The following is a 26,621-nucleotide window of genomic DNA, read 5'->3' as shown; positions in this document are numbered from 1 at the left end:
ATAACAAATAATGTTTCACAATAACCTGTGTTTAGATAATAATACATTATACACCCATGTCCGTCAAATTTTCAAACCATTTCATTAAGATAAAACTTATTTTTTTGTAACATATGCTCCCCAAACTGCGAAATCGTCATTTTTTTGTACTTATCATTTCTATTTTCATCACAAAAATCACTTTGTGTATCATTTTTCTCACTGTACTCTGTCACCATACTTTTTCTTCCAAGGTGTATATTCCACTTTCCATTATTTTCTTCTATAAAATCATCTTCTATTTCAACATACATATTCTCTTCACACTCAGTTGTGAACATTTTAACAAAACTTTTTATATTGATTACCCTCGCCATAAGAAGCTCAAATGTCTGTCTTTTTAATATTTTTTGACCCCCTTTAACATTTCTTTCATCATTAAGGATTCTATCGACAAAATATGCCTCATCAAATTTAAGCTTTGATATACCTTTTTTCTGCATATCACCTTTGCGGTATGAATATTCAAAAAGTGCATCAATATATTTTTCTGTACCGTCTCTCTCATCAAATATCACTGTCTCAACAGTCTCCGGATTATCTTCACATATATACATCACATACCCCGTGATTTTACCGGCTTTCACAAAAACAGCCAGCTCACCGCCACAGGCTTTCATCTCACGGTTTTTCTGTTCAAAATAAAACTCATCTCTCTTTACATAACAATCAAATATTTCTGACATTATCTTTTCAGACCTGATTATAAATTCCGACTTCTGTTTTTCTGACAATTCAGCATACCCGATAACCTCAATTTCATTTGATGACATTTCAGCATAAACAGCAGCTTTTATTTCATTTTGTGCTATTTTGTCATACCCTGCCGCCAACAATTTATTGTCAATATTTTTTCTTTCACCATTCCTCGAAACAATCTCAAATGAATTTACCGTATAAACATTTGTAAAATCATATGGGAGATAGATTTTTTCATCAGCCGGCATAAGATAAACAAACGGTGCATCCTTTTCATAAAGATATCTGAAACTCTCTCTTAAGAGTGCATCCATATATCCCCTGTGCCTGTATGCCTTGTCGGTACAAACTCCCACAATATAATATATTGTTTTTTCACTGCCGAAAAGCTGCATACGGTACGGATTCAGATGCAGCATACTCTCTTCACCGTAAATAATCGTCGTGCTCTCTTTCCATCTGTCTGAAAAATAAAACGATATATATTCTGTGCTGTCATCAAAATTATTTTTCCACAACCTCCTGCATACTTCCTCCAGTTTTTTTGTACGCTCACAAGGCTTTATAATTTTCACCTTGGCTTTATCATATCTACTCATGCTTTTTTCCAATCTCCCTGTTTACCATCATATCTAAAAGAATATTTCCAACCGGTCCCTGTCCTGCCTTACAATAGAACATATTTTTCACTCGTTCCCTGTCTTTTCTTCCGTAATCTCCACCGTTTTCAATGACTCCTTTTATCTGTTCAAAAAGTTCGTCAAAATTCTCCGCTTTCTCTCCCGGCGTTACGTCCTCATATTCAAAATACATTTCCCTGTCTTTTTCAAGATAATGCTTATAATCATAGCAATAAAACAGTATAGGTCTGTCAAGCAGCAGATAATCAATATAAATACTTGAATAGTCTGTTATCAGTGCTTTTGATTCGATTGTAAGTATCTGTGTGTCTATATCCTCTCTTGTAATATCAATAATATGAGGATATTTTTCAAGATTTTCAATTTCCTCCCTGTGATAAAAATGTTTCTTTATAACAAGATAATAATCTCTCCCTGCAAGGTATTTTTCAAGTTTATCCAGTTCAAAAATCTTTTCAATATGAATAGGTTCTTTTCCTTCATTTCTATGTGTCGGGCAATAAAGAATTATATTTTTACCCGGAAAATAAGGCTTCGGTTTTTTCTCATCAAAAAAAATATCACTTCGTGGCTGTCCCAGACATATTATCTGGTCTTTTCTTCTTCTAAACGCACTCTGATAAATAGGCACAAACATCTCACTTGTCGCAACAAAGTACATTTTTCCAAGCGGTATATAAATAAGACTGTCTCTTAACTTCTGTTTCGGACTGTCCCAGTTTTTTTCATATTTGTTGTCATAAACTACTTTTTTAAGCGGTACACCATGCCAAAGGTCGATTATTATCGAATTTCCGAGAAATGTATGTTCAAGGTCACTTATACCATTTGAGATAACTGCATATCCTGCACGAAGCTGAACTTTTCTTGCTTCTTTTGTTCCCCACAGGCAAGCCTCATATCCCATTTTTCTTATTTCATCAACAATAGTTTTGTCTTTTGTTATCCATACTGCCCTTATATCATCCCTGTCTGATGCCTCTATAAACAACTGTTTTGAGTTGTCTGCAAACCTCTCCCCAAGCCATGCTCCAAATACACACAGCTTGTAATCTCTGGGCATGAGCATTGTAAGAAACATAACAATATACTTAAATACCACTTTAACTGCTTTTAATACTTTTATCATCACTACCCCCAGATAACCTGCATTATTTTTCTTATAGTTCCATTTTTCCAGATGTGATTTTTCTTATAGAACATAATACGATACAATTTCGCTCTGCTGCCAAGAGAAGCATATCCGCTCATAAGCTCATATTCTTCACAATACTTTTCTGCAGCTAATTCTTTTCTGTATATCTCCACAAAAAATTTCACCTGATTTCTTGATGTTTCCATAGCTTCTTTATAACTTTTTCTGCCATTTGCAAGCCTTTTTAAAAGATATACCGGATTATTATTATTTTTAGCACCGACACTGTTGCCTGAATGCTGCCTGTAACTAAGCAGCGGCTTCTTTATAACTTCTATCTTTCCAAAAACCGATGCATATAATGCTGCAAGATAGTCGTGCATGATTATATATTCAGAAGACGCATATTCTGATATTCCGGCTATAAGTTTTTTGTTACACATCATCGTACATCCGGTCACATGATTTTGTATAAGTATCTGTGGCAGTTTTGAATCTGCATTTATATGTGACATTTCAAACATTGAATCTGCATTTATATTTCCGTTTTCATCAATAACTTCCACATCACCATGAACAAGCAGAGGAAAGTCTCTGCCATATCTTTCCTCTGCCTGTTTCATCTTATTAAATGTAATTTCTATCTTGTCCTTTTTCCAAATATCATCCTGGTCGCAGAACATAACATAATCAGACTCTTTCGCATCATTTATCAAAAGAGCGAAATTATTTTTTGCGGAGCCGCTCGGTTTTTCATTTACTTTAAATATTACTTCCTGCTCAACTTCATCTGAAAACTTTTTAACTATCTCCGCCGTTTTGTCACTACTGCGGTCATCCCTTATGACAAGTCTCCATTCTGTATATGTCTGGTCTTTCAGCGACTCAAGCTGTTCTCTTATATATTCCTGTCCATTATAGACAGCCATTATAATAGTAATCACAATAAATCAATTCTCCATTTCCACATATTTCCTTTATCATATGACTTCCACACCATGTGTGCAGCGGGCAGCCACTTATGGTCTTTCCACGATAGAACCATATGCATCATAACCTGTTGTACGGTTTGCCCATTCCGTACTTAAAACCGGTTTGCCCTTAGATGTAAATCCTGTAACCCTGTAACCCGTAAACATTTCAACATGATATACACCTTTATATCTTCCGTTTTTTGCACCCGGCTTAAAAATAAGATCACCTGCTCTAAATTTCATCTTCTGTATCTGTCCCTCAGTCATTTTTCCACTTACTTTTTTGTGATGTATCATACACCACCTGCATATGTCAGCGGCAACAGGTGCATATGATCTGGCTCCAAAATAAGTTCCATACCTTGAGTAAGCACGCCATACAAGTGAACTGCAGTCATAATAACCTCTCTGCATTCTTTTTGGCTGACTATATGTTCCCTTTGCTATTGATTTTGCCTTTCTTATAACTCTATATGTCTTAGGAGTTACAACGGACACTGCACAGCCTACTTTTGCTCCTCCTATATTTGCAATTATGACTGATGTCCCAACTTTTCTTGCTTTTATCTTTCCTTTGCTGTTTACCTTCACAACAGAAGATTTTAAAGATTTCCACTTAATTCCTTTTGATATTCCCTTTATTGATAATTTTGAGCTTTTTCCTTTTATCAATACAAGATATGTCCTGTTTATTTTTACCTTAATAACATTAATATAAACATTAAAAGTTGCTCCATATATTGTAAATGTAACTGTTGTTTTTCCAGGTTTATATGCCCATATAGAAACAACATTATTTTTTAACTTTGCTGAAACTGACATTGATGAATTTGATGACTTATAATCAAAGTCGATATTTTGATTTTCTCCGTCTAAAGCAATGTCACTTTTCAACTTAAAATCAAATTTTGTATTGTAATCATATGAAGACATATATTTAGTCTGGCTTGAAGACTCAAGCTCAACATTTGACATATCAGGATATACAAAAACACTAAATGTAAGTCTGTCATAATATGTAGACTCATCATATGTATTATCCTCACTGTCGTCTGTATCTTCAGCACTGTCAGATATTATTCCCGTTCCCTTGATTGTAATATCCGCATACACATCAACTTTTCCTGAAGAAAGTGCCTCATACTGTGCACCAAGATTTTCTATATCAGTGACTTTCATAATATTTTCATCACTGACACTCCACTTGACCGATTCGACATCACCTTTTTCACTTGTATAATTTACAAGTGTAAATACACCTGAGTCATGTATCGAAACATTATAATCCTTAATATTCTCAACATCAAACTCAATATTTTTTTCTTCCGCAGCTGCTTTCCTGTAATTTCCCGCAAATGACATCAGACTTACGCACATTACAAACACCAAAAATATACAAATTCCTTTTTTGCTCTTATTATAAACTTCATCCATTTTGTTTTTCAATAATCTGTCCTCCTATAAACTGTCTATTATCTTATCTGCTACCTGAGAAGGAGTACATCCGTCAGTCTCTATCACTATATCCGCAGCCGCATTATATTTTGGTGCCCGCTCCTCCATAAGTTTTTTTATGTATGGTATATTCATATTGCCATTTAAAAGTGGTCTGTTGGTACTGTCTTTCACATGAGAATATATTGTCTCCGGTGTTGCCGTAAGAAGTACCACTTTACCTATTTTTTTCATCTTTTCCACATTTACTTCTCTCATCGCCATACCTCCACCGCAAGAAACGATACACGGTTCAAGTTCGGCCAACTTATCTATAATGCCTGTTTCTGTTTTTCTGAAGTATTCTTCTCCCTCGTCAGCAAAAATCTCTGCAATACTTTTTTTCTCCTGTTTTACAATCATTGCATCAGTATCTTTTTCCTTAACCCCAAGTTTTTTACTGAGAATCCTTGAAGTGCTCGTCTTACCGACCCCCATAAAACCGATCATAAAAATATGTTCCTTTAATCTGTTCATCTGTTCTCTCCCTTTGTCTTTATATTGTAGCCATGCGTTTGCGAAACTGTCATAAATCTTGATTAAATTGTGCAGATATAACAAATAGTGTTAGTCGGAATTTTTGTTGTCATCAGCACTTTGTACTCTAAATGAATGCAATTTTCAAACTAAAAATAATGTATGCTTGCATACAATTATTTTTAATGAAAATTATATGAGTGAAACGAACAGCGAGAAAATTTTATTTTCGAGCTGTAGCATTCATTTATATGGCAGCGTTTTTTGCTGATTTATGTACTGCTACGAACGACAACATAGCGAGAGCGTGCCGACGATATTATTTGTTATATCTGTGCAATTGACACAACATATAGTTAGTTTCGCAATTACCTATTTTATCATAGGATATTTAAAATCGCCCTCAAATCATCAACATTTATCTGCCCCGGTGCACTTGCCTTTCCAAGACAACCAAATGTCACTGCAGAACCAAAACTTTTCCCTGCCACTCTGCTAACTTTGCCATAGTCTCCCATCGACATTGTTATGACCGGCAATCCGACATTTTTACTTACAAAATCCTGCGTCGCTTCCATCAATGTAAATACATCATGCCTGTTTTGCGGCATACAGGCTAGTTTTGGTATCGAAACACCCTGGGATTTCATAAAACATAATCTTTTGATTATCTCATCATAAGACGGTGTCTTGTCAAAATCATGATACGAACCCACAACAACAACATTTTTTTTAAGAGACTTTACAATGTCCTCCGTGTTTTTTTCGTCCATAAAATATACTTCTATATCGACCATATCAATATCACCGCTCTCTGAAATAGCTATAAGCATATCTTTATATGCAGACTCTTCTATCTCTTTGTTTCCGCCCTCGTTCTTTGTACGGAATGTTGCAAGCAGCGGTTTCTTTCCAACGACGGTTCTCAGCAGACTCGCTGTCTGAAGAATTTTTGAAATATCAGAACTTTCATCATAAAAATCTATTCTCCACTCTATAAGGTCAACACCCTTACTTAATGCAAGTTTTTCTCCCTCCTCAAGTATATCCTCCTGTGTCACTTCCACCACAGGTGCACATATCTTTGGACTCCCCTCTCCTATCGTTATATCTCTAACTCTTATCATCGGTCATTTCCTTTCCTGCCGGATTTTATTCATCATCTTTAAGTGTATCTTTAACTCCTGCCGTAACAGCCACTACTGCTGCCACTACTACAACTACCGCTATAACAACGATTCCTATTACTCCTGCTATAAGTACCATATTACTCCTCATTTCTGCACACTTTTTTGTGCATAGTGCGAAAGTTTTTGACTTTCGCACATAAGATTTGTGTCAAGTGTGCGCAGACACAAATCTTGTGTGTGAAAAATCGGATTTTCCACACTAAAATCCTGCATATATGGATTTTCCACACTATCATCCTAAAGTAAAACGGATATTCACAACCTGCTCATAACGCTATTATAAAATAATATTAACTCCTTGTAAAGTTTACATACCCATATTGTCAAAAAAGGAGCACACCGGCATAAAGCGATGTACTCCTTTTATTTATAATCATGTCATATGTACTAATTTATATTATAAGATGCACGCATCATTATATTTCAAAAATTAGTTGTTGATGAGTTTGTCTCCCTCATTGTTCCAGCTATAAAGCTTACGGATTTCTTCTCCGACTTTCTCTGACTGATGCTCAGAAGCAAGTTTTCTCATAGCCTTGAAGTGAACCTGACGTCCTGCCGGTGACATATCGAGAAGGAATTCTTTTGCGAATGTACCATCCTGAATATCCTTAAGAACCTGTTTCATAGCTTTCTTTGTATCTTCTGTTACAATCTTAGGTCCTGTGATGTAATCGCCATACTCTGCTGTGTTAGAGATAGAATATCTCATTCCTGCGAAACCTGACTGGTAGATAAGATCTACGATAAGTTTCATCTCATGGATACACTCAAAGTATGCATTTCTTGGATCATATCCTGCTTCGCAAAGTGTCTCAAAACCAGCCTGCATAAGTGCACAAACACCACCACAAAGTACAGCCTGCTCACCGAAGAGGTCTGTCTCTGTCTCTGTACGGAATGTTGTCTCAAGAACACCAGCTCTTGCTCCACCGATACCAAGTGCATATGCAAGTGCCATGTCAAGTGCCTTACCTGTTGCATCCTGCTCTACTGCTACAAGACAAGGTGTTCCTTTTCCTGCCTGATACTCAGAACGTACTGTATGACCAGGTGCTTTAGGAGCGATCATTGTTACATCTACATCCTTTGGAGGTACGATACATCCAAAGTGAATATTAAATCCATGAGCAAACATAAGCATATTTCCTGCTTCAAGGTTTGGCTCAATGTCGGCTTTATACATATCTGCCTGCTTCTCATCATTGATAAGAATCATGATAATATCAGCCTTCTTTGCAGCTTCTGCTGCTGTATATACTTTAAAGCCCTGCTTTTCAGCCTTTGCCCAAGATTTTGAACCTTCATAAAGACCGATAATGACATCACAACCTGACTCCTTAAGGTTGAGTGCATGAGCATGACCCTGACTACCATATCCGATAATGGCGATTGTCTTGCCATCCAATAAAGATAAATTACAATCATCCTGATAAAAAATTCTTGCTTCTGCCATTTTATTTTCCTCCTGTGAAAATTAATTAATATATGTGAAGTACAGACTATCGCCTGCGCTATCGACAATTTTAATCTGCTTAATCGAAATCATCAAGCATTACCTCAGCACCTCTGCTTAGTCCTGCAATACCTGTTCTCACAAGTTCCTTGATCTCATAACCGTCAAGAAGTTTGATAAATGCATTAAGCTTTGTCTGATTTCCGGTAAGTTCTATCATCATAGTGTCAACTCCGACATCTACTATCTTACCTCTGAATGTATCAGCTATAGCTATTATCTCAGGTCTGTTTGATGCCTCTACACCAACTGTAATCAAAACCAGCTCCCTGCATACTGAATGTCCGCTCTTAAGTTCCTTGACACATCTTACATCCTCAAGCTTTGCAAGCTGTTTTTCAATCTGGTCAAGGATGTGGTCATCTCCCCTGACTACGACAGTCATGCGTGAATACTCAGCATTTTCTGTTTCACCAACCGTGAGACTGTCTATATTGTAACCACGTCTGCTGAACAATCCCGATATACGGCTAAGTACACCTGACGTGTTATCAACCAATATTGATAATACTTTCTTTTTCATAAGTTTCCTCCAAAACAGGATTTTAAATCGATAACAGTCCGTCAATATTTAATATTTATAATCGTGTAAATATTAAATGAACTTTATCTTAACTACCATGTTTCATTTTAGCAATATGACAATGGTTTGTCAATAAACTAAAAAATAAAAAAACATATTTATATCATTCCACTTTTCTTTACTTTGAGCAAACCGCTTTTTACTTTACTTTTTTTAGTATTTTTCACTACATACTTAATTTTACCTGATGAATACTTTAATTGTGTTATATAGTATGAATTTCCGTATTTTTTAACGGGACTCCATATAAGTTTTGCATTTTTTTCTTTGTAGTTAAAAATATAAAGCCTGTTATAAGCCGTATAATAATACTTATTGCTGTTAAACTTTATAAAACAACTGCCTTTTACTTTTAACAGACATTTTGCTTTTCCGGAACTGATATGTGCCCTTTTATATATTCCTGAAGTGTTCATAAACACCCAGTAACTTCCCCTGTAATCAAATGCACTCGTCACTTTCTTAAAATAAGCCGTATCATAAATTTTGCTGTTCACACCAGATGAATCAAACCCTGAATACCCATGATTTTTCATATATTTATCACTCGCAAGAAAATACTTGTGATACACCACTCCATCCTGATTTTTGCCGTTGTCACTGTCAACAGAATCATCCCATGTAACATCAACATTATACCAGTTTGAACCTATCTTAATCTGATTCCACACATGATCCATATACTCCGAATCAACGAAATGCACTGAGAATCCCAGTTTTTCCATAACCGCAGCATATGCAAGTGAATAACCCTGGCAGTTTCCTTTATGTTTTACCAGGACACCATACTCGGTAAGTCTTGAATTATTTGAACCCTTATCCTCATATGAAGTATCCTTTGCTATCTGGTCATGAACAAAAAGAGCCTTGTCAACACTGTTCATCCCAGGCTTTATCTTAGAAGTTATCTTGTTTATCTCTTTATTTAGCTTTGCTGCAGCTTTTTTTATAGCAGCCTCTTTTACTGAACCGTTTGTTTTTTTATATTCTGATGCATAACCAAGTTCTATCTTTGTTATTTTTCCGGTTGTCCCTGTATATTCCAGAGAATAGCTGTGATTGTTATAAAATATCATTGTTGTCTTATTTACAACCTCAGTCATAATCTCTTTTATAGTGCTTTTATCACTGTCAACATAAAGTTCAAAAGAACTTACATCCACTTCTGTTTTATAATTTTTGTATGCCTGTATGACTTTTGTTTTCAACCTTTCATAATCCGTCTTTTCCATTGCCGATACTCTTTGCCCAAGAGCATCTGAAAAACACATGAGCATACATATAAGCATACAGCAGATGTATATACATCTGCTGTGCCTAAAACATATGTCTTTCTTCAACATAAACATATCTGTGATATATTTTTCTCTTTTCTCATTTAATATCTCTTTAGTTCTTATAGCAATACACCTGCCTAACCATTGATAATCCTGCGTGCAGAAATATACCATCTTTTAATCATCTGCAACACCTATAAGATGGTTGATAAACTGCTGCGCCGTACGGCCTGAAATACCGCCGTGGCTTAATTCCCACTTGTTTGCCTCAAGCCTTAACTCGTCCTCTGTAAGCTTAATCTCAGGATATTTCTTTGCAAGATTGATAACAATATCAAAATATTCCTGCTGTGATGGTCTGTAGTAACCAATCGTAACACCAAATCTTGCAACAAGCGATAACTTCTCCTGCATGGTATCTGAGCGGTGAAGTTCATCCTTCGACATATCGGAACGGTCGCTCCATGTCTCTCTTATAAGATGTCTTCTGTTTGAAGTTGCATATATAAGAATATTGTCAGGTTTCGTTTCAAGACCGCCCTCTATAACAGCTTTAAGATATTTATATTCAATCTCAAATTCCTCAAATGAGAGATCATCCATATAGATTATAAATCTATAATTTCTGTTCTTTATCTCAGAGATTATCGTCGAGAGATCTTTAAATTCATGCTTATAAACCTCTATCATTCTAAGTCCCTGACTGTAATATTTATTTAAGATAGCCTTGATACTCGTTGACTTTCCTGTACCTGCATCACCGAAAAGAAGAACATTGTTTGCTTTCTTTCCCTTTACGAATGCCTCAGTGTTTTCAATAAGTTTCTGTTTCTGTGACTCATATCCTATAAGGTCATCAAGTGACATATTTCCCGTTGTCGTGATAGGCTCTAATATCTCACCTGCCTGTCTCGTATTCTCATTGTGATTTACTCTGAATGCCTTATTAAGACCAAACTTTCCGACACCGTAAGTCCTGTAAAAATCTGTTACTATCTTATACATCTCAGACTCATCTTCTGCCTTTTCAATATCAGTGCTAAGCTGCTGGACTTTCTCGCTTACGCTCTTATTAAATATCTGCTCACTTTTAACGATTGCCTTATAATTTAACACGACACTGAAACAGTCGATTCCAAGCTCTTTTTCAATAGCCGAAAAATCATAGTCAAAAAGCTGTTTGAATATGGCAAAATCTCCCTTTGCAAACTCGTTTACCGTACCCTCGTTCGCTCCAACTTTCTCAGAGACGAGAGTGAATGGATTTTCACTCATCGCAAGGAGAAATGCAAGGTAATTATGCCAGAGATTTTTGTCAAAACCGTAGCGTGTTGAAAGGTCAAGAAGATTATGTATCTGGTCATATATCTCCGTAATAAGATCCTCTTTCACATACTGACCTGTTGAAAACCTCTGAAAAATGTCGGCAAGCTTAAATAAAATGCTGTCTTTTCCTATATTTCTGTAAATTACAAGTTTTGATGTCAAACGATACATCGAAAAATCGCCTCCAATTTTTAACTTCTGTTATTTATTTCTAAAACCAACTCTTAGCTGTATATCTTATGCAATTACGATTGCACAAATTTTTAACATCTAATCATAGTTACATTTTAATTTATAAATTTAATTTTTTTACATTCTCTCAGGTGCTTCAAGTCCTAAAAGATCGATAGCTGTTTCAAGAACTTTTCCAACCAATGCACTGAGTTTTATATATGAGTCTCTCTGCTTTTCATTTTCATTTGTCACTATCTTATTTTCATGATAGAACTTATTGAATGTATCTGAAAGTTCATATACGAACTGGCATATCTTGTGCGGTGCGTGCTCCTCAAATGCAGCGTTTACTGTCTCTGACCACTTTGTGAGGGCGAGCATCACATCTGTCTCAGATTTGCTGTCAGCAGGCTCAATAGCTGATTTTTCATCAACAGTTATATTCTGTGCTTTTACTTTTGCAAGAAGTGATTTTGTGCGGACTATCGTATATAAGATATATGGTCCTGTATTTCCCTCAAATGATGTAAATCTGTCAACATCGAATATATAATCTTTTGATGCCTGATTGCTTAAGTCACCGTATTTGATGGCTGCAAGGCTTATCTTAGCTGCCGCATCATCTATCATATCCTTGTCCATATCCCTGTCTTTCATCTTGTCAAGTACCTGTTCATTTACATCTTCAAGAAGTTTTTCAAGCCTTAACACTCCGCCGTCACGAGTCTTAAATGGTTTGCCGTCCTTGCCGTTCATAGTACCGAATCCTACGAACTCAAGTTTTACATCTTCACCGATTATCTTTGTCTTTCTCGCACATCTGAATACCTGCTCGAAGTAAAGCGACTGTCTCTTATCAACTACATAGATTATCTCATCAGGATCAAAAAGTCTGCGTCTCTCAACGATAGTCGCAAGGTCAGTTGTATTGTAAAGAGTTGCTCCGTTTGATTTAAGAATCATACAAGGTGGTATTTCTTTTGTGTCAGTCTCCTCTTTTACATCAACGACAAGTGCCCCCTGATCGATGTGTGCATATCCACCGTCTTTCATATCCTGCACCATCTGTGGAATATATGGCTGTGCATCAGACTCTTTCTTCCAGAGGTCAAACTCTACATTTAACTTTGTATAAATCTTCTTTAAATCTGCAACAGACACATTGATAATGTGCTGCCAGAGTGCAAGATAACCTTTTCTTCCCGACTGGAGTTCGGCTGTTGCTGTCTGTGCTTCCTCTTTATACTCCGGATGCTCTTTTGAATAACCTGATGCATAAGGATATATCTCCTCGAGGTCAGACATTGTAAATGGAGGCTCTGTAGGATATTCCCCGTCAAAACTCTCATCAAAATATACAAGTTCAGGTTTGCGGTGTTTTAACTCTGTAATGATAAGACCTATCTGAAGTCCCCAGTCTCCAAGATGAACATCACCGATTACCTTATGTCCAAGATAACGCGCCGTTCTCTTTATGCTCTCACCGATAACTGCTGAGCGAAGATGCCCCACATGGAGTGGTTTTGCAACATTTGCTCCGCCGTAGTCGATAACTATTGTTTCCGGATTTTCGGCTTTATCAAGACCGAGTGTCTCTGATGCCGCCATCTTATTTATGTAATCAGCAAGAAATCTGTCACTTACACTCATATTTATAAATCCTGGTGCCTGTGCAGCTATCTCCTTAAAACTTTCACTGTCTTTTAAAAATTCAACAACTTCATTTGCCATCTGTATAGGAGCTTTGTGGTACTCTTTAGCTGCCGCAAGCGCTCCGTTACACTGATACTGGCAAAGATCAGGTCTGTTTGAAACACCAACCTTTGCATATTTCTTATCATAGCCCGCTTTTTCAAAAGCAGCACTAAGTTCTTCCTGTAATATCTCGATTACTTTTTTCATTAAAATTTATTCCTCCAATCTGTCTATTTCATCAAAAAATCCCGCAAATGTCTTTTTACAGCACATAGGATTTAATATTGTCATTCCATCACCTGCAAGTCCGGTAACCGCAAATGACATTGCAACTCTGTGGTCATTATATGTCTCTATATTTGTGTTTTTAGGTGTATCGGGATGTATCTTTACACCGTCAGGCAGTTCATTACATAATATCCCCATCTTAGCCAGTTCGTCAACAATAACTTTTATCCTGTCGGATTCCTGACCTCTTATATGTGCTATCCCCGTTATAGTAACTTCCGAGTCAGCAAAAGGTGCTATCGCCGCAAGCGTAAGAGCCTGGTCTGAAAAATCTGACATTTTAACTTCCATTCCTTTTAACTTACCGTCAGGTCCCTTAAGCCAGAGATTTTGTCTGCCATCACGCTCCCAGCTTACAGTGCATCCCATCTTTTCAAGCAGTTTTATAAACTTCATGTCACCCTGAAGCGACTCTTTACGCATACGCTTAACCATAGCCCACTTTCCTGTCGCCGCCGCAAGTGCATAAAAATAACACGCCGCCGATACATCAGGCTCTATATCATAATCTCTTGCAATATAATCTCCACCTCTTACACGGTAGCTGTCATTTTCAAGTTTTTCAACACCCCTATGCCCAAACTGTTTCATCATCTGCTCAGTCATCTCAACATATGACCTTGCCTCTCTCGTCCCTGTCATTTTAATAGTAACATCATCAAATGCAATCGGTAAGACCATCAAAAGTGCACTTAAAAACTGACTGCTCCTGTCTATGTTTAGAGCAACAGCCTTAGGCTCATTTATTCTTTCTATATTTAATAATTTTTTCTTAGGTTCATCTGCCTTATCATTATTTAATTTTACTTTTCCTGATATATCAGTCCTGTTTTTTTCAGGTTCATCCGAATATATCTCAGCTTTTTCTTTAACATCTCCGACAGGATTTCTTCCATATAAAATACCTCTTACTTTCATTGGGAAAGTATATTCTTCACCGAGCCATGTAAACTCTGCCCCAAGACTTTCAAGTGCCTCAAGCAGTTCACGCATAGGCCTTTTTCTCATCTGGTCTGACGAATCAAGCACATACTCACCATCCCCCATTGCCGTAAAAGCCGTAAGAAACCTTGCCGCAGTTCCTGCACTGCCCACATATATCCCGGCAGTTTTATTTGGAATATTTCCTCCATGCCCCTCGATTATGACAGTGCACCTTTTCTCATCAGCTTCAACTTTAAATCCCATACTTTCAAGTGCCTTTAAAAAGTGAACCGAGTCCTCACTAAACGCTGCTCCCTCAAGCCTCGATGTTCCGTCTGCCATCGCAGCGAGCAGAAGTGCCCTGTTTGTCATGCTTTTTGAACCTGGAACTTCTGCCACTATATCTTCTTTTAAATATTTTTTTACTTTGTAACTTGTCATTATCTTAATCCTTGTTTTTATGATGTTTAATGTATTGCATTATTAATATTTTCCAAATAAATTTTTAATCCTCACATCATTTTTATTTATTAGAAATTGCTATCTTATAGTGTACGATACAGCAAAGATTTAGTCAAATTATTTCTTTATAGCTATTATCTTACATAATTTCTCCACCGTTTTTTCTATATTACTCTCTTCGACACCGAGATAATTCATCACAAATATATGCTCTGTTCTGTTTTCTTTCAGATGGTAAAAGCCCGACAGCGGTGACATTTTTATCCCCTCTTTTGCTGCCCGTCTTACAAATTCTTCATCACTGTATTTCGTTTTTATCTCCATCAAAAACTGCAGCCCTGCATCCTCTTCATGCACTGTAACATATTTGTTGAGTTTACTTTTCTTTATAGCCAAAAACAGTTTTTTTCGCTTGTCCGAATAATATTTTCTCATTCTGTTTATATGCTTCTCAAAACACCCCTCGTCTATAAACTTTGCAAGCGTGTACTGTTCAAAATTTGACACTGTACATGAATAGAAAAACAGCGTTTTATAAAATTTATCCAACAATTTTTCCGGCAGTACCATATAACTAATTCTGACTGTTGACGAAAGTGTTTTTGTAAATGTATTTATGTAGATGACTTTCTCCGACACATCTATACTTTGCAATGCAGGTATTGGCTGTCCGTTCAGCCTAAGCTCACTGTCATAATCATCTTCTATTATATATCTTTCTTCATCCTGATTTGCCCATCCTAAAAGTTCATATCTCCTGCTTATCGGCATTACTATTCCTGTCGGGAAATGATGCGACGGTGTGATATGAAGTATGTCTATCTTTTTTTCACTTATCTGCGATGGAATAACACCGTACTCATCCATTCCTATATAATCCTGTTTTACACCGTGACACCTGTAAATTTTTGAAATCTTATCGTATCCGGGATCTTCAACACCATATTTCTTGTCCATTCCAAGAAGCTGTATGATAAGACCATAAAGATACTCAGTACCCGCTCCGACTATTATCTGTTCGGGGGCAACTATCATTCCCCTGAACTCCTTAAGATGCTTTGCTATTGCCCTTCTAAGCTCCATAGCACCACCACTTGGTGGATTTGTCATAAGTGCATTTTGCTGTTCTGATAAAACCTGCCTTATCAGTTTTGTCCATATGGTAAAAGGAAACATATCGGAAATCATTCTGTTTTTTGTAAAATCCGCAATATATCTTCCCTCTGTCCGAGCCTGTGAAATTGCAAATTCCTCATCAATCCTGTCACACATTTTTTCTTTCACAAGATTTATATGCTCAACACCATTTTTAATAGAAGTCTTTTCCCTCTCATTTTCCATTGCACTACTGTCCCAGATATAACCACTTTTAATATCAGAAACATAATAGCCTTTTTTGGAAATCGAATATATATATCCCTCGGCAAGCAACTGGGCATATGCATTCTCAACCGTAATGACGCTTATACCCAGATTTTTTGCAAGACTTCTCTTTGACGGAAGTTTTTCATTTTTCTCCAAGACCCCTTTTTTTATATCATTTTTGATACATTTATATAAATGTTCATAAAGTGAATCTGAACCTATATCTGCAAATGAATATGTAAGCATATCTGTTAATCCTTTCAAACTGACCTTTTTGAATATGTTTATTTTGACGATTTTTTTATATCCAGATACTATTATAATCTTGTGTATGCTGAATGTAAAGAATATTACATTTTAATACAAAGCTGTTGGGGGCAAAAGGTATTTTGACCCTAACTGATGCTCAGGATTGCTTCATTGCTACGCAATTTTCGCAATCCTGCTAACATCATACAAATTTAAAATAAACATTTAAGAAATTTGGAGGAAAAACGATGAATAAAAGATATGAACTTAATAAAGAACTTGCACAAATGTTAAAAGGTGGAGTTATCATGGATGTAACTACTCCTGAACAGGCAAAGATTGCACAGGAAGCCGGTGCCTGTGCTGTTATGGCACTTGAGAGAATCCCTGCTGACATAAGAGCAGCCGGTGGTGTTTCAAGAATGAGTGACCCTAAAATGATAAAAGGTATTCAGGAAGCAGTTTCAATCCCTGTAATGGCAAAATGCCGTATTGGTCACTTTGCAGAAGCCCAGGTACTTGAAGCCATTGAGATTGATTACATAGATGAAAGCGAAGTATTATCGCCAGCCGATGATGTTTACCATATCAATAAGAGAGATTTCAAAGTTCCTTTCGTATGTGGAGCAAAAGACCTTGGCGAGGCACTCAGAAGAATCAACGAAGGCGCATCTATGATTAGAACAAAAGGTGAACCGGGAACAGGTGACATCGTTCAGGCAGTAAGACATATGCGTATGATGAACAGTGCAATAAGAAAGCTCACAAGCCTTAGAGAAGATGAACTTTTTGAAGCAGCAAAACAGTATCAGGTACCTTATGAACTTGTAGAGTATGTTCACGAGAACGGTAAACTTCCTGTTGTAAACTTCGCAGCCGGCGGTGTTGCTACTCCTGCTGATGCAGCACTTATGATGCAGCTTGGTGCTGAAGGTGTATTCGTAGGTTCCGGTATATTCAAATCAGGAAATCCTGCAAAAAGAGCCGCTGCTATCGTAAAGGCAGTAACAAACTATACAGATGCAAAACTTATAGCAGAACTTTCAGAGGATTTAGGAGAAGCAATGGTCGGTATCAATGAACAGGAAATTGCACTTCTTATGGCTGAAAGAGGTAAATAAGGAGAAAAAATCATATACGCAAATTTTTTCACTAAATAAATTTGAAAATCAGAAAAGAGGGATACGGCTATGAATATTGGAGTCTTAGCTTTACAGGGTGCTTTTATTGAGCATGAAAAGGTACTTGATAAACTTGGTGTTGATTATACGGAGCTTCGTCAGAAATCTGACCTTGATACCAAACTTGACGGTATCATTCTTCCCGGCGGTGAGAGTACGGTTCAGGGAAAACTTTTAAGAGAGCTGGATATGTTTGAGAATATAAAAGAACAGATTGAGGATGGTCTTCCCGTTCTCGCCACTTGTGCCGGTATGATTCTTCTTGCTAAGGATATTGAAGATGATGACACTAAACACCTCTCAACACTTCCTATCACAGTTAAAAGAAATGCTTACGGCAGACAGCTCGGAAGTTTTTATACGGAAAGTGATTATGAGGGACTTGGTGAAATCCCGATGACTTTTATACGCGCACCCTTTGTTGCCGAGGCAAAACCGGAAGTCGATGTAACGGCTGTTGTCAATGACAATATCGTAGGAGTTGAATATAAAAATCAAATTGCCATCTCTTTCCATCCTGAACTTGATGAGAGTACGAAAATTCATGAAAGATTTTTGAAAATGTGTGAAAGTCCCACTGTTGCACAAGCATAAATTTGAGATATAATGTAAAATCATCTATACTCAATAAATAAAATACACTTTATGTTGCAAATTAAAAAGCTGCTTGTTTTAATTTTAACAGGCAGCTTTTATTAAAACTGTAAAATTATTAAAATTCTCCCCACTCAAACCCATTTGTTTTTATGATACACAATCTCTCACTTAGTATATTTCTATACATATTATCTTAATACAAAAATATATACACCTGAAATAATTCCGCCCACAATTTTGATGTTAAAATATTACATCCATCTATAATCATGCATCCTGTTTTCTCAACTCCCTGACTTTCTGCATAAACACCGGCTTATTGGCAAATACAAAACTGCGCTTACTGTAATTATAATTTATCACATCAAGCATATCATCTTCCGTTCTCAATATGCAGTCATTTATATCTATGTAAATCTTTTCTCCTGAAAGGTCGTCTATATCAAATATATTATCACATATGACTATCTCTTTTACACCAGCCGCCGCTTTTTCGCACCACTTTATGTCATATCCCAAATTCTTTGCAAGAATTCTTACTCTCTCTGCCATTACGGAATGTTCATTTTCATTTATATAAAAACTGTCTGCACTTTCAAAAAGTTCCCTGAAAGGCTTCTCATTGAAATCAAGTTCAAATATTCTGTTTTCACCTGCTTTTCCGGTAATTCCATGAATGGCATCATCGTATGCGAGCATTACCGTTTTTGCCCGGTTGTATTCGCCATTGTGAAGTCCCTCATATACTATCTGGAACATTGAATTTAAAAATGTGTCTGTCATTCTGTCTAGGTCTTTTTCAGTTGTGTACTTTACAAAGAAATTTATCCAGTTTCTCCACGCATAATATGTAGGAAATGTGTTTACAGTTTCCTTTTTTGCCCCCATTGCATGAAGTGCTTTTGATGTTCCTACAGATGCCACTTTCATTCCTGACTTATTGCAAAGATAACACCACTCCGTATCATCCCAGTAAAGAAAATTTTCTTCAGGCATAAATCCAATCTTATCTATCGTGCTTCTTCTTATCATAAGCGAGCAGGCAGCTACACTGTCTACATAAAGATAATCAGGCATGGATCCATCCTCATACATATCAAGATGAGGTACATCCGTACAGAAATATTCAAAATCTATCGTCTGTCCGAACTGCTGAATATAATCAGGTGCTTCAAGATGATATATCTTTGATGCCGCCATACCCACTTCGTCATGCTCCTCAAGAAATTCATATAGATTTCCTATTGCATTTTCATCGAGCATCGCATCATTGTCAACACACATAAGATATTCATATCCCTCTTTGTATGCCGCACGAAGTCCTGTATTAAATCCGCCCGAACCACCAAGATTTTCTTTATTTACAATAAGTCTTACCTTATCACCGTATTTTTCCTTAATAGCCTCCGGTGCACCATCTGTTGACGCATTGTCAACCACATACAGATCATAATCAGTAAATTTATTTTCAAGGATACACTGAATACATTCAAGCACCTTGTCAACTTTATTAAAATTACATATTACTATACCTATTTTCTTCAATATTATATCCCCTTTCCGATTATTCCTTCCAGTTCATTAAATAACAAACTGTGATATGTGCCTATAGTACCTTTCCCTACACTTTTTATATCGGTCGAAACACCGGTATTCTTTGCTGTTTCTTTCCAGACTTTTCCTGCTGAGTATGCCGTATAAAAATACTTCTCACTTAATCCATGTTTTCTGTCATATTTACTTCCATTTATTCCAGTTTCTGTTTTATTGTCCGCTGTTTCTGCAAATTGAATTTTGCTCCTATCGCCCGCCGCAGATACATGAGACAAATATGCCCCCGCTGCAAACAATGCACAGAGAGCAGACAGCATACATCCCGTTCCGCTGACTTTTCTCATCCTGCTGTCCCCACCATCTATTTTTAACACATTTTCCCCATCGGAGATAATGTCAATATTTCCACTTATAAAAGCAACCGTATTATATTTACCGGCAAGAGCCATTGCTGCTCTTTCCTGTTCCTCCTCCGACAGTTTTATACTACTCTCCACTCCGTTTGATTTGATTTTTATATTTTCTTTATCTTCTGACAACCCTATTTTATTTTCAGAAAAATCACTCTTTAATCTTTCTTTAGTGCTAAAATCTGCTTCTTCTATGTTAAGTTTTTCAAAATCAAATAAATTCTTTGCTTCTCTGCCAAAATTTTTAAATTCAAGCAAAATCTTTGCCTCTTCCTGGTTACATCTTATTATGTCAGGGTGCACATTTGCAAGTATGTCCTTTGCACATTTTTTTCTATAATTACTTGCACCGACTCCGACAGGGTCAAATATCACCGGATGTCCGAGTTTATTTGCAAATTTTCCTGCCGCAATATATGCCGCTATCTTTTCATCAGACGGCACTCCCATATTTAAAAGCGTTGCCGATGTAATCTGCGTTATCTCCTCCATTTCCTTTATGTCCTGTGCCATTATCGCACTTCCACCTGCTGCAAGCAGCATATTTGCAACATCCTGCATAGTCACAACATTTGTAAGGCAGTGCACATTTGGAGCTGTGCTTTTTATATACCCGATATTTTCATTTACTATATTTTCCAGGGCTCGTTTGCTCTTTATGACACTGCTTTTGATACTGCCACTTTTTGTAGTATCATTCTTCGCCTCATCTTTCTTAAACTTTTCACCAAATTTATTTTTTTCATTATCTGAGTCTTTAGACTTTTCATCTATCATCATAATAAACTTCCTTATTTTTATACAATATGTTCATCACATCTACTCAAAAAACTCCGTCACTCCACTCTTTTTAAGTGCAGTCACAAGTACAAATGCAAGAATACTTCCTGCTACAGTTGATATAAGAAACGGAACAACATACACAAACATTCCTATATCCTGAAGTCCCATCGCATATTTTGCCACCGGATAAGCCGCTATTCCACCAAGCACACCTGTTCCAAATGCCTCGGCAACACAGGTAGGAAGCACCTTTTTTGAAAATTTATAGACAAGACCACAGCATAAAGCACCGACCATACTTCCCGGAAATGCAAGAAAACTTCCAAGCCCTAAGATATTTCTGAGCAAACTTGCCACAAAAGCAATACCAACACTGTAACCGGGTCCTAAAAGAACCGCCGACAAAATATTTATCATGTGCTGAACAGGTGCACACTTACTTGATGCAACAGGCACACTAAGCATACTTCCCACCACCGCAAGAGCCGTAAAAACACCTGCCATAGCTAGTTTCTTTGTTGTTTTTGATTTCATTTTTATCCTCTTTTCTTATTATATGTACTCTCGGTATCTCCTCAAAACGAGTCATTTATCCCTCAAAAAAACACTCCCAAAGCAATACTTTTTCGGGTTTAATACAAAATTTACTCATTTACACAAGTCTGGCAGTCACTGTCAAACCATTGAATAAATAACAACCTTTAGGGTATTCACTTTGAGAGTGTATATATTTACTTGTAAATATATTTTTAGACTGTAAACATAAATGTACTTAATGTATCATTGAGCCCGTACACCAATTATATTAAGCCATAAATTCTTTAACTTTTGCGTAGATACCTTCACTGTCAAGACCGTATTTCTTGATAAGTTCTACTGCAGGACCAGACTCGCCGTAAGTATCATTTACACCAATCTTAAGAACCTTAGTTGGTGCTTTTGCACTGAGACAATCACATACTGCACTTCCAAGTCCACCAATAACAGAGTGTTCCTCAATAGTAACAACTTTTCCTGTCTCCTTAGCAGCCGCAACTATGAGTTCCTCATCGAGAGGTTTGATAGTATGAATATTGATAACTTTCGCATCAATTCCATCTGCTGCAAGTTTTTCTGCTGCCGCAAGTGTCTCAGAAACCTCAAGTCCTGTTGCAACAAGTGTTACATCTTTTCCTTCGCGGAGAACAACACCTTTTCCAAGTTCAAATTTGTAATCAGGTCTGTCGTTTATTACAGGTACGGCAAGTCTTCCGAAACGGATATATACCGGACCTTCATGGTCAAGTGCTGCCTTTACTGCTGCTTTTGCTTCAACATCATCTGATGGATTCATAACTACCATTCCCGGAATTGTACGCATAAGTGCAAGGTCTTCACAACACTGATGTGTCGCACCGTCTTCACCTACTGAAATTCCTGCATGAGTTGCACCAATCTTTACATTGAGTTTCGGATATCCTACTGAGTTGCGAACCTGCTCAAAAGCACGTCCTGCTGCAAACATTGCAAATGAACTTACAAATGGGATTTTTCCTGTTGTTGCAAGTCCTGCCGCAATACCCATCATGTTACACTCAGCAATACCACAATCTATATGTCTTTCAGGATAAGCTTTCTTGAAGATACCTGTCTTTGTTGCTGCTGCTAAGTCAGCATCAAGTACAACAAGATTTGGATACTGCTCTGCAAGCTCTGTCAAAGCATTACCATAGCTTTCTCTTGTAGCAATTTTCTTTACTTCTGCCATTTTTTCCTCCTATCTGCTTATTTCAAGCCCTCACCGATTTTTTCAAGGTCAGCCATTGCCTGTGCATACTGCTCATCATTTGGAGCTGTACCATGCCAGCTTACATTGTTCTCCATGAAAGATACACCTTTACCTTTCACACTCTTCATAATGATAGCCGTAGGCATTCCTTTAGTTTCTCTTGCTTTCTTAAATGCATCTGCAATCTGTTCAAAATCGTGTGCATCAATCTCAATAACATTGAAATTAAATGCCTTAAACTTGTCTGTAATAGGATATGGTGAACAAACATCCTCAATCTTTCCGTCAATCTGAAGTCCGTTATTATCAACAATAACACAAAGATTATCAAGTTTTCTTGCTCCGGCAAACATAGAAGCCTCCCAGACCTGTCCTTCCTGAATCTCACCATCACCAAGAAGTGTATATACTCTGTATGATGCATCATCAAGCTTTGCTGAAAGAGCCATACCAACTGCTGCTGATATACCCTGTCCGAGTGAACCGCTTGACATATCAACGCCCGGAATATGCTTCATGTCAGGATGCCCCTGAAGATATGAACCTACATGACGGAGTGTCTTTAAATCTTCAACTGGGAAAAATCCTCTCTGTGCAAGTGTTGAATATAAACCTGGTGCGATATGACCTTTTGATAAAACGAAACGATCTCTGTCTGCTTTCTTAGGATCTTTAGGGTCGATATTCATCTCCTCAAAATATAAATATGTTAAGAGGTCTGCTGCAGATAAAGATCCACCCGGATGTCCTGATTTTGCGCTGTGTACTGCTGTAACAATGCCCTTGCGGACTTCATTTGCAGTTTTCTTTAATGCTAAAATATCCATGATATCTTCCTTTCTCTCAAAATTATTTTTATATGCCATACTCAATCTGTTATTACGGCACTTTCAAGTTTGTGCAAAGCACAAATCTTGTGCATGAAAATTTATTTTCATGCTTTATTCTCCAAAAACAGCTATGCTGTCATTTCCGGTATTCTCAGCTTACTATTTACCAAAGACAGCTATGCTGTCACTTCCGGTATTCTCAGCTTACTATTTACCAAAAACAGCTATGTAGTCCTTCTGGAATTTTTCAATACCCTGATCTGTAAGAGGATGCTTTGTCATCTGTTCTATTACACTGTAAGGAACTGTTGCAATGTCTGCACCTGCAAGTGCACAGTCTGTTACATGGATAGGGTTACGAACGCTTGCTGCAATTATCTCTGTCTTAATCTCAGGATAGTTTGCAAAAATATCTGCAATGCTCTGGATAAGATCGATACCAGGTGTTGAAATATCATCAAGACGGCCGAGGAATGGTGAAACATAAGCTGCACCTGCTCTTGCTGCAAGAAGTGCCTGGTTTGCTGAGAAGATAAGTGTTACATTACATTTAATTCCCTCACTTGAAAGAACTTTTGTTGCCTTAAGACCTTCAACTGTCATAGGAATCTTAACGATCATGTTCTTGTGAAGTTTTGCAATTTCTCTTCCTTCTTTAATCATTCCCTCTGCATCTACTGTTGTAGCTTTAACCTCTCCACTGATAGGTCCGTCAACGATTTCAGCGATTTCTTTTAAAACTTCTTCCTGGCTCTTTCCACCCTCTTTTGCGATAAGTGACGGATTTGTTGTTACACCACAGATAACTCCCATATCATTGGCTTTCTTAATGTCCTCAATCTTTGCTGTGTCTACGAAAAATTTCATACTCTTATTTCCTCCTTAAAATATCATTGTTTATTTTTTTTTAAATTATTATATAAAACTCTAAACGAGTTTGTTAATGTGATTATACAACTTTTACTACCTAAGGTCAACGATATGATTAAATTCATTTGACAAAATTTTAATTTGCCGCATTTTCTCCTCAGCCGGCTTATAACCTTTAACATATATTTTACAGAAAAAATCAATAAAACCAGAAGTTTTTCCAGTCATTCTTATATACCCTGTAAGGTCTGCCGCCGGTTTTAAAGCCTTTTATCAGCTTTCCTGCCGAATCAGTTTCAATAAACTTTCCTTTATCACTGCAGCAATATATATATCTGCTGTCTCCTTTTATTATATTGCCATTATTTGATGTTTTTTCAAAAGCCTTTTTTTCCGAAACACGATAATTTTTTGCAGATTCATTTACCTTAAACTGGTAATAATATGACTTATCATTTGATTTCTTTGCATATTTTCCTGCATTATTGTTCAACATTGTTATCAGAGTGCCTGACGAATTGCTGGTAAGTGCATTTTGTCCATACTGTGATCTAAACGGATCAGGCTTTTTCTTTCCCTGATTTAAAATAGACTCTATACTGTCAGTATCGTCTGTTGCTGAAGGATCTGCAGTTGCCGACTCATCTGCATCATCTTTAGAATATTTCTTAAGAACTTTTTTCTTAAGATTTTTACATTTTGCCCATATGTCCTTATCGGCAATAATGTAATCAAGCTTTGGAAGCAGACTTCCCACATTGCTGACCTTAAATATACTTGACAGCGATTTTGAACTTATAATAAGTTTGTTCGTTCCGCAGACCTGAACTGAATTTATATCTATCCAGTTTGCCTTTTTACCGGATTTTTTATACATCTCTGAAAGAAAATTATCAAAATCAAGTGCAAGACTTACTTTTCCCGTCTCAAGCTCAAGGCTCATTATCCTGCTGTTTCTTGAAGTCTTTTTTCCGAGTGCACTAGCTATAAAATATATATTTCCATAACCGTCATAAGCAAACTCTCCATCCTGCTTATATCCGTTTACCTGATAAATTCTTGTAACCTGACCGAGATCATTTATCCTTGTAAATTTATTTGCTGAACACGGATAAACAATATTGTCATATATTATCTGCATATTTTTTGCCACATTAGCTTCAAGCGGCATCTCACTCCTTAAAACTCCTGAGTTGTCATACATTGCAATAACATTTTTTCTGACTTTCTTTGTAACTGTCTTTTTGACACGCTTTGTTACTTTTTTGCCATTCTTTGTAACTTTTTTTGTAACAATCTTTACTGATTTTTGTGCTGTCGTCCTTCCATTACCAAATACCGTATAAAGACCATTGCTTATTTCCTGTCTGCTTCTTCCATCACATGTTGAAATTCTTGTTTTCGCCTGTGTAGCACTCTTAGGTATATCTACCGCATATACTATACTTTTTGATAACTGGTCTTTTCTGTTGTACAGCTTTAATGTTATGTAATTTCTCATTCCCGGAACAAGACCTATAAGCTGATATTCATGCTCTGTTGATACATTGCCGCTGCCGTCTGCTATAAGTGTTCTCGTAAAATCAGGAATTTTGCGGTCTTTAACGGAAATCGTATATTTACAATAACATCTTCCATCCGTCTTAAAATACACATACATAGAACAATAATTTGTTCCATAAGGATTATATGCCCACAGTGCATCTTCAGGCGTATAATCTTTTGCTTTCTTTTTGATATTTGTGATATTCTCCTCAGCTCTTGCTGAATTGCTCTGATTATAAACATCTTTAATTGATTTATAATTTATCGTAACCACATTTTTATGTCGTCCTGACAGATAAAGATTGTTTATATCAAGCTGCTTTACATCATCTATTGCCTTTCCATGTTGATCGGCAAGCAGGTCTTTTTCTTCTTTTATCTTTGCCTTATCTTCGCCACTAAGTCCGTTTGATATGTCACTCATTTTCCATACGAATATTCCCATACCTGCAAGCATAACTATACTTGTGATCAATATCGTCATCAATTTTTTCTTCATCTTTGTATGCCCTCATTTCTCTAAAACTTAATTTCTGCCGGTCATGCTATAGCCGCAAATGGCAGCACCTAATCTA

Annotated in this window: 22 protein-coding genes; 2 read left to right on the top strand and 20 right to left on the bottom strand. The window is 36.8% G+C overall.

What is annotated here, in order from left to right; translation table 11 throughout:
* Nucleotides 1-71: 71 nt before the first annotated feature.
* From DWZ63_RS00380 to DWZ63_RS00320, 13 genes are all read right to left on the bottom strand, one after another.
* Complete coding sequence (locus DWZ63_RS00380) at nt 72-1,337, bottom strand: GNAT family N-acetyltransferase (RefSeq protein ID WP_118498161.1); 1,266 nt, start codon at nt 1,335-1,337, stop codon at nt 72-74.
* Nucleotides 1,330-2,508 carry a CDP-glycerol glycerophosphotransferase family protein gene (locus DWZ63_RS00375; RefSeq protein ID WP_118498159.1) on the bottom strand — a complete coding sequence of 393 codons (1,179 nt, stop codon included), beginning with the start codon at nt 2,506-2,508 and terminating at the stop codon, nt 1,330-1,332. The genes DWZ63_RS00380 and DWZ63_RS00375 overlap by 8 nt, the downstream gene beginning before the upstream one ends.
* 2 nt (nt 2,509-2,510) lie before the next feature.
* Nucleotides 2,511-3,458: a glycosyltransferase family 2 protein gene (locus tag DWZ63_RS00370; protein ID WP_147353186.1), complete on the bottom strand. Its 948-nt coding sequence runs from the start codon at nt 3,456-3,458 to the stop codon at nt 2,511-2,513.
* 75 nt (nt 3,459-3,533) lie between these two features.
* Nucleotides 3,534-4,934 carry an NlpC/P60 family protein gene (locus DWZ63_RS00365; protein WP_118498157.1) on the bottom strand — a complete coding sequence of 467 codons (1,401 nt, stop codon included), beginning with the start codon at nt 4,932-4,934 and terminating at the stop codon, nt 3,534-3,536.
* Nucleotides 4,935-4,946: 12 nt separating this feature from the next.
* Nucleotides 4,947-5,459 carry a shikimate kinase gene (locus DWZ63_RS00360; protein WP_118498155.1) on the bottom strand — a complete coding sequence of 171 codons (513 nt, stop codon included), beginning with the start codon at nt 5,457-5,459 and terminating at the stop codon, nt 4,947-4,949.
* Between the two features lie 380 nt (nt 5,460-5,839).
* The gene (gene aroD, locus DWZ63_RS00355) at nt 5,840-6,586 is read right to left on the bottom strand and encodes a type I 3-dehydroquinate dehydratase (RefSeq protein WP_118498153.1); all 747 of its coding nucleotides are present in this window, start codon (nt 6,584-6,586) and stop codon (nt 5,840-5,842) included.
* Nucleotides 6,587-7,079: 493 nt separating this feature from the next.
* Entirely contained in the window at nt 7,080-8,105 is a 1,026-nt protein-coding gene (ilvC, locus tag DWZ63_RS00350) for a ketol-acid reductoisomerase (RefSeq protein ID WP_055943945.1), read from the bottom strand.
* A gap of 79 nt (nt 8,106-8,184) precedes the next feature.
* Nucleotides 8,185-8,688, bottom strand: a complete 504-nt coding sequence (ilvN, locus tag DWZ63_RS00345) for an acetolactate synthase small subunit (protein WP_022014761.1) — start codon at nt 8,686-8,688, stop codon at nt 8,185-8,187.
* A gap of 158 nt (nt 8,689-8,846) precedes the next feature.
* On the bottom strand, nt 8,847-10,199 hold the full coding sequence (locus tag DWZ63_RS00340; protein WP_118498151.1) for a transglutaminase domain-containing protein: 1,353 nt from the start codon (nt 10,197-10,199) through the stop codon (nt 8,847-8,849).
* Between the two features lie 3 nt (nt 10,200-10,202).
* The gene (locus DWZ63_RS00335; protein WP_022014759.1) at nt 10,203-11,522 is read right to left on the bottom strand and encodes an ATP-binding protein; all 1,320 of its coding nucleotides are present in this window, start codon (nt 11,520-11,522) and stop codon (nt 10,203-10,205) included.
* A 138-nt stretch (nt 11,523-11,660) separates the two neighbouring features.
* Nucleotides 11,661-13,427 carry an arginine--tRNA ligase gene (gene argS, locus DWZ63_RS00330; protein WP_055943951.1) on the bottom strand — a complete coding sequence of 589 codons (1,767 nt, stop codon included), beginning with the start codon at nt 13,425-13,427 and terminating at the stop codon, nt 11,661-11,663.
* A gap of 6 nt (nt 13,428-13,433) precedes the next feature.
* Nucleotides 13,434-14,873, bottom strand: coding sequence for a 3-phosphoshikimate 1-carboxyvinyltransferase (locus tag DWZ63_RS00325; RefSeq protein WP_118498150.1), 1,440 nt, complete (start codon nt 14,871-14,873; stop codon nt 13,434-13,436).
* Nucleotides 14,874-15,011: 138 nt separating this feature from the next.
* Entirely contained in the window at nt 15,012-16,505 is a 1,494-nt protein-coding gene (locus DWZ63_RS00320; protein WP_118498461.1) for a PLP-dependent aminotransferase family protein, read from the bottom strand.
* Nucleotides 16,506-16,756: 251 nt separating this feature from the next.
* Between DWZ63_RS00320 and pdxS the strand changes: the two genes are divergently transcribed.
* On the top strand, nt 16,757-17,629 hold the full coding sequence (gene pdxS / locus DWZ63_RS00315) for a pyridoxal 5'-phosphate synthase lyase subunit PdxS (protein WP_022014755.1): 873 nt from the start codon (nt 16,757-16,759) through the stop codon (nt 17,627-17,629).
* Nucleotides 17,630-17,698: 69 nt separating this feature from the next.
* On the top strand, nt 17,699-18,283 hold the full coding sequence (gene pdxT, locus DWZ63_RS00310; protein WP_022014754.1) for a pyridoxal 5'-phosphate synthase glutaminase subunit PdxT: 585 nt from the start codon (nt 17,699-17,701) through the stop codon (nt 18,281-18,283).
* Nucleotides 18,284-18,553: 270 nt separating this feature from the next.
* On the opposite strand, the gene DWZ63_RS00305 is transcribed toward pdxT, so the two are convergent.
* The 7 genes from DWZ63_RS00305 to DWZ63_RS00275 form a co-directional block, all read right to left on the bottom strand.
* Nucleotides 18,554-19,831: a glycosyltransferase family 2 protein gene (locus DWZ63_RS00305; RefSeq protein WP_055943958.1), complete on the bottom strand. Its 1,278-nt coding sequence runs from the start codon at nt 19,829-19,831 to the stop codon at nt 18,554-18,556.
* A gap of 2 nt (nt 19,832-19,833) precedes the next feature.
* Complete coding sequence (locus tag DWZ63_RS15580; protein ID WP_055943961.1) at nt 19,834-21,030, bottom strand: hydroxyethylthiazole kinase; 1,197 nt, start codon at nt 21,028-21,030, stop codon at nt 19,834-19,836.
* A 39-nt stretch (nt 21,031-21,069) separates the two neighbouring features.
* Entirely contained in the window at nt 21,070-21,567 is a 498-nt protein-coding gene (gene thiW / locus DWZ63_RS00295; RefSeq protein ID WP_055943964.1) for an energy coupling factor transporter S component ThiW, read from the bottom strand.
* Nucleotides 21,568-21,838: 271 nt separating this feature from the next.
* Nucleotides 21,839-22,780, bottom strand: coding sequence for a transketolase family protein (locus tag DWZ63_RS00290; RefSeq protein ID WP_022014750.1), 942 nt, complete (start codon nt 22,778-22,780; stop codon nt 21,839-21,841).
* Nucleotides 22,781-22,797: 17 nt separating this feature from the next.
* Nucleotides 22,798-23,628, bottom strand: coding sequence for a transketolase (locus DWZ63_RS00285; protein WP_022014749.1), 831 nt, complete (start codon nt 23,626-23,628; stop codon nt 22,798-22,800).
* Nucleotides 23,629-23,838: 210 nt separating this feature from the next.
* On the bottom strand, nt 23,839-24,498 hold the full coding sequence (gene fsa, locus DWZ63_RS00280; protein ID WP_022014748.1) for a fructose-6-phosphate aldolase: 660 nt from the start codon (nt 24,496-24,498) through the stop codon (nt 23,839-23,841).
* Between the two features lie 202 nt (nt 24,499-24,700).
* Nucleotides 24,701-26,545 carry an aryl-sulfate sulfotransferase gene (locus DWZ63_RS00275; protein WP_022014747.1) on the bottom strand — a complete coding sequence of 615 codons (1,845 nt, stop codon included), beginning with the start codon at nt 26,543-26,545 and terminating at the stop codon, nt 24,701-24,703.
* Between the last annotated feature and the right edge of the window lie 76 nt (nt 26,546-26,621).

Source organism: Clostridium sp. AF34-13 (genome assembly GCF_003477845.1).
GTDB lineage: Bacteria > Bacillota > Clostridia > Lachnospirales > Lachnospiraceae > Butyribacter > Butyribacter intestini.
The sequence above is the reverse complement of the archived record's forward strand: the minus strand, read 5'-3'. Positions and strand labels throughout refer to the sequence as shown.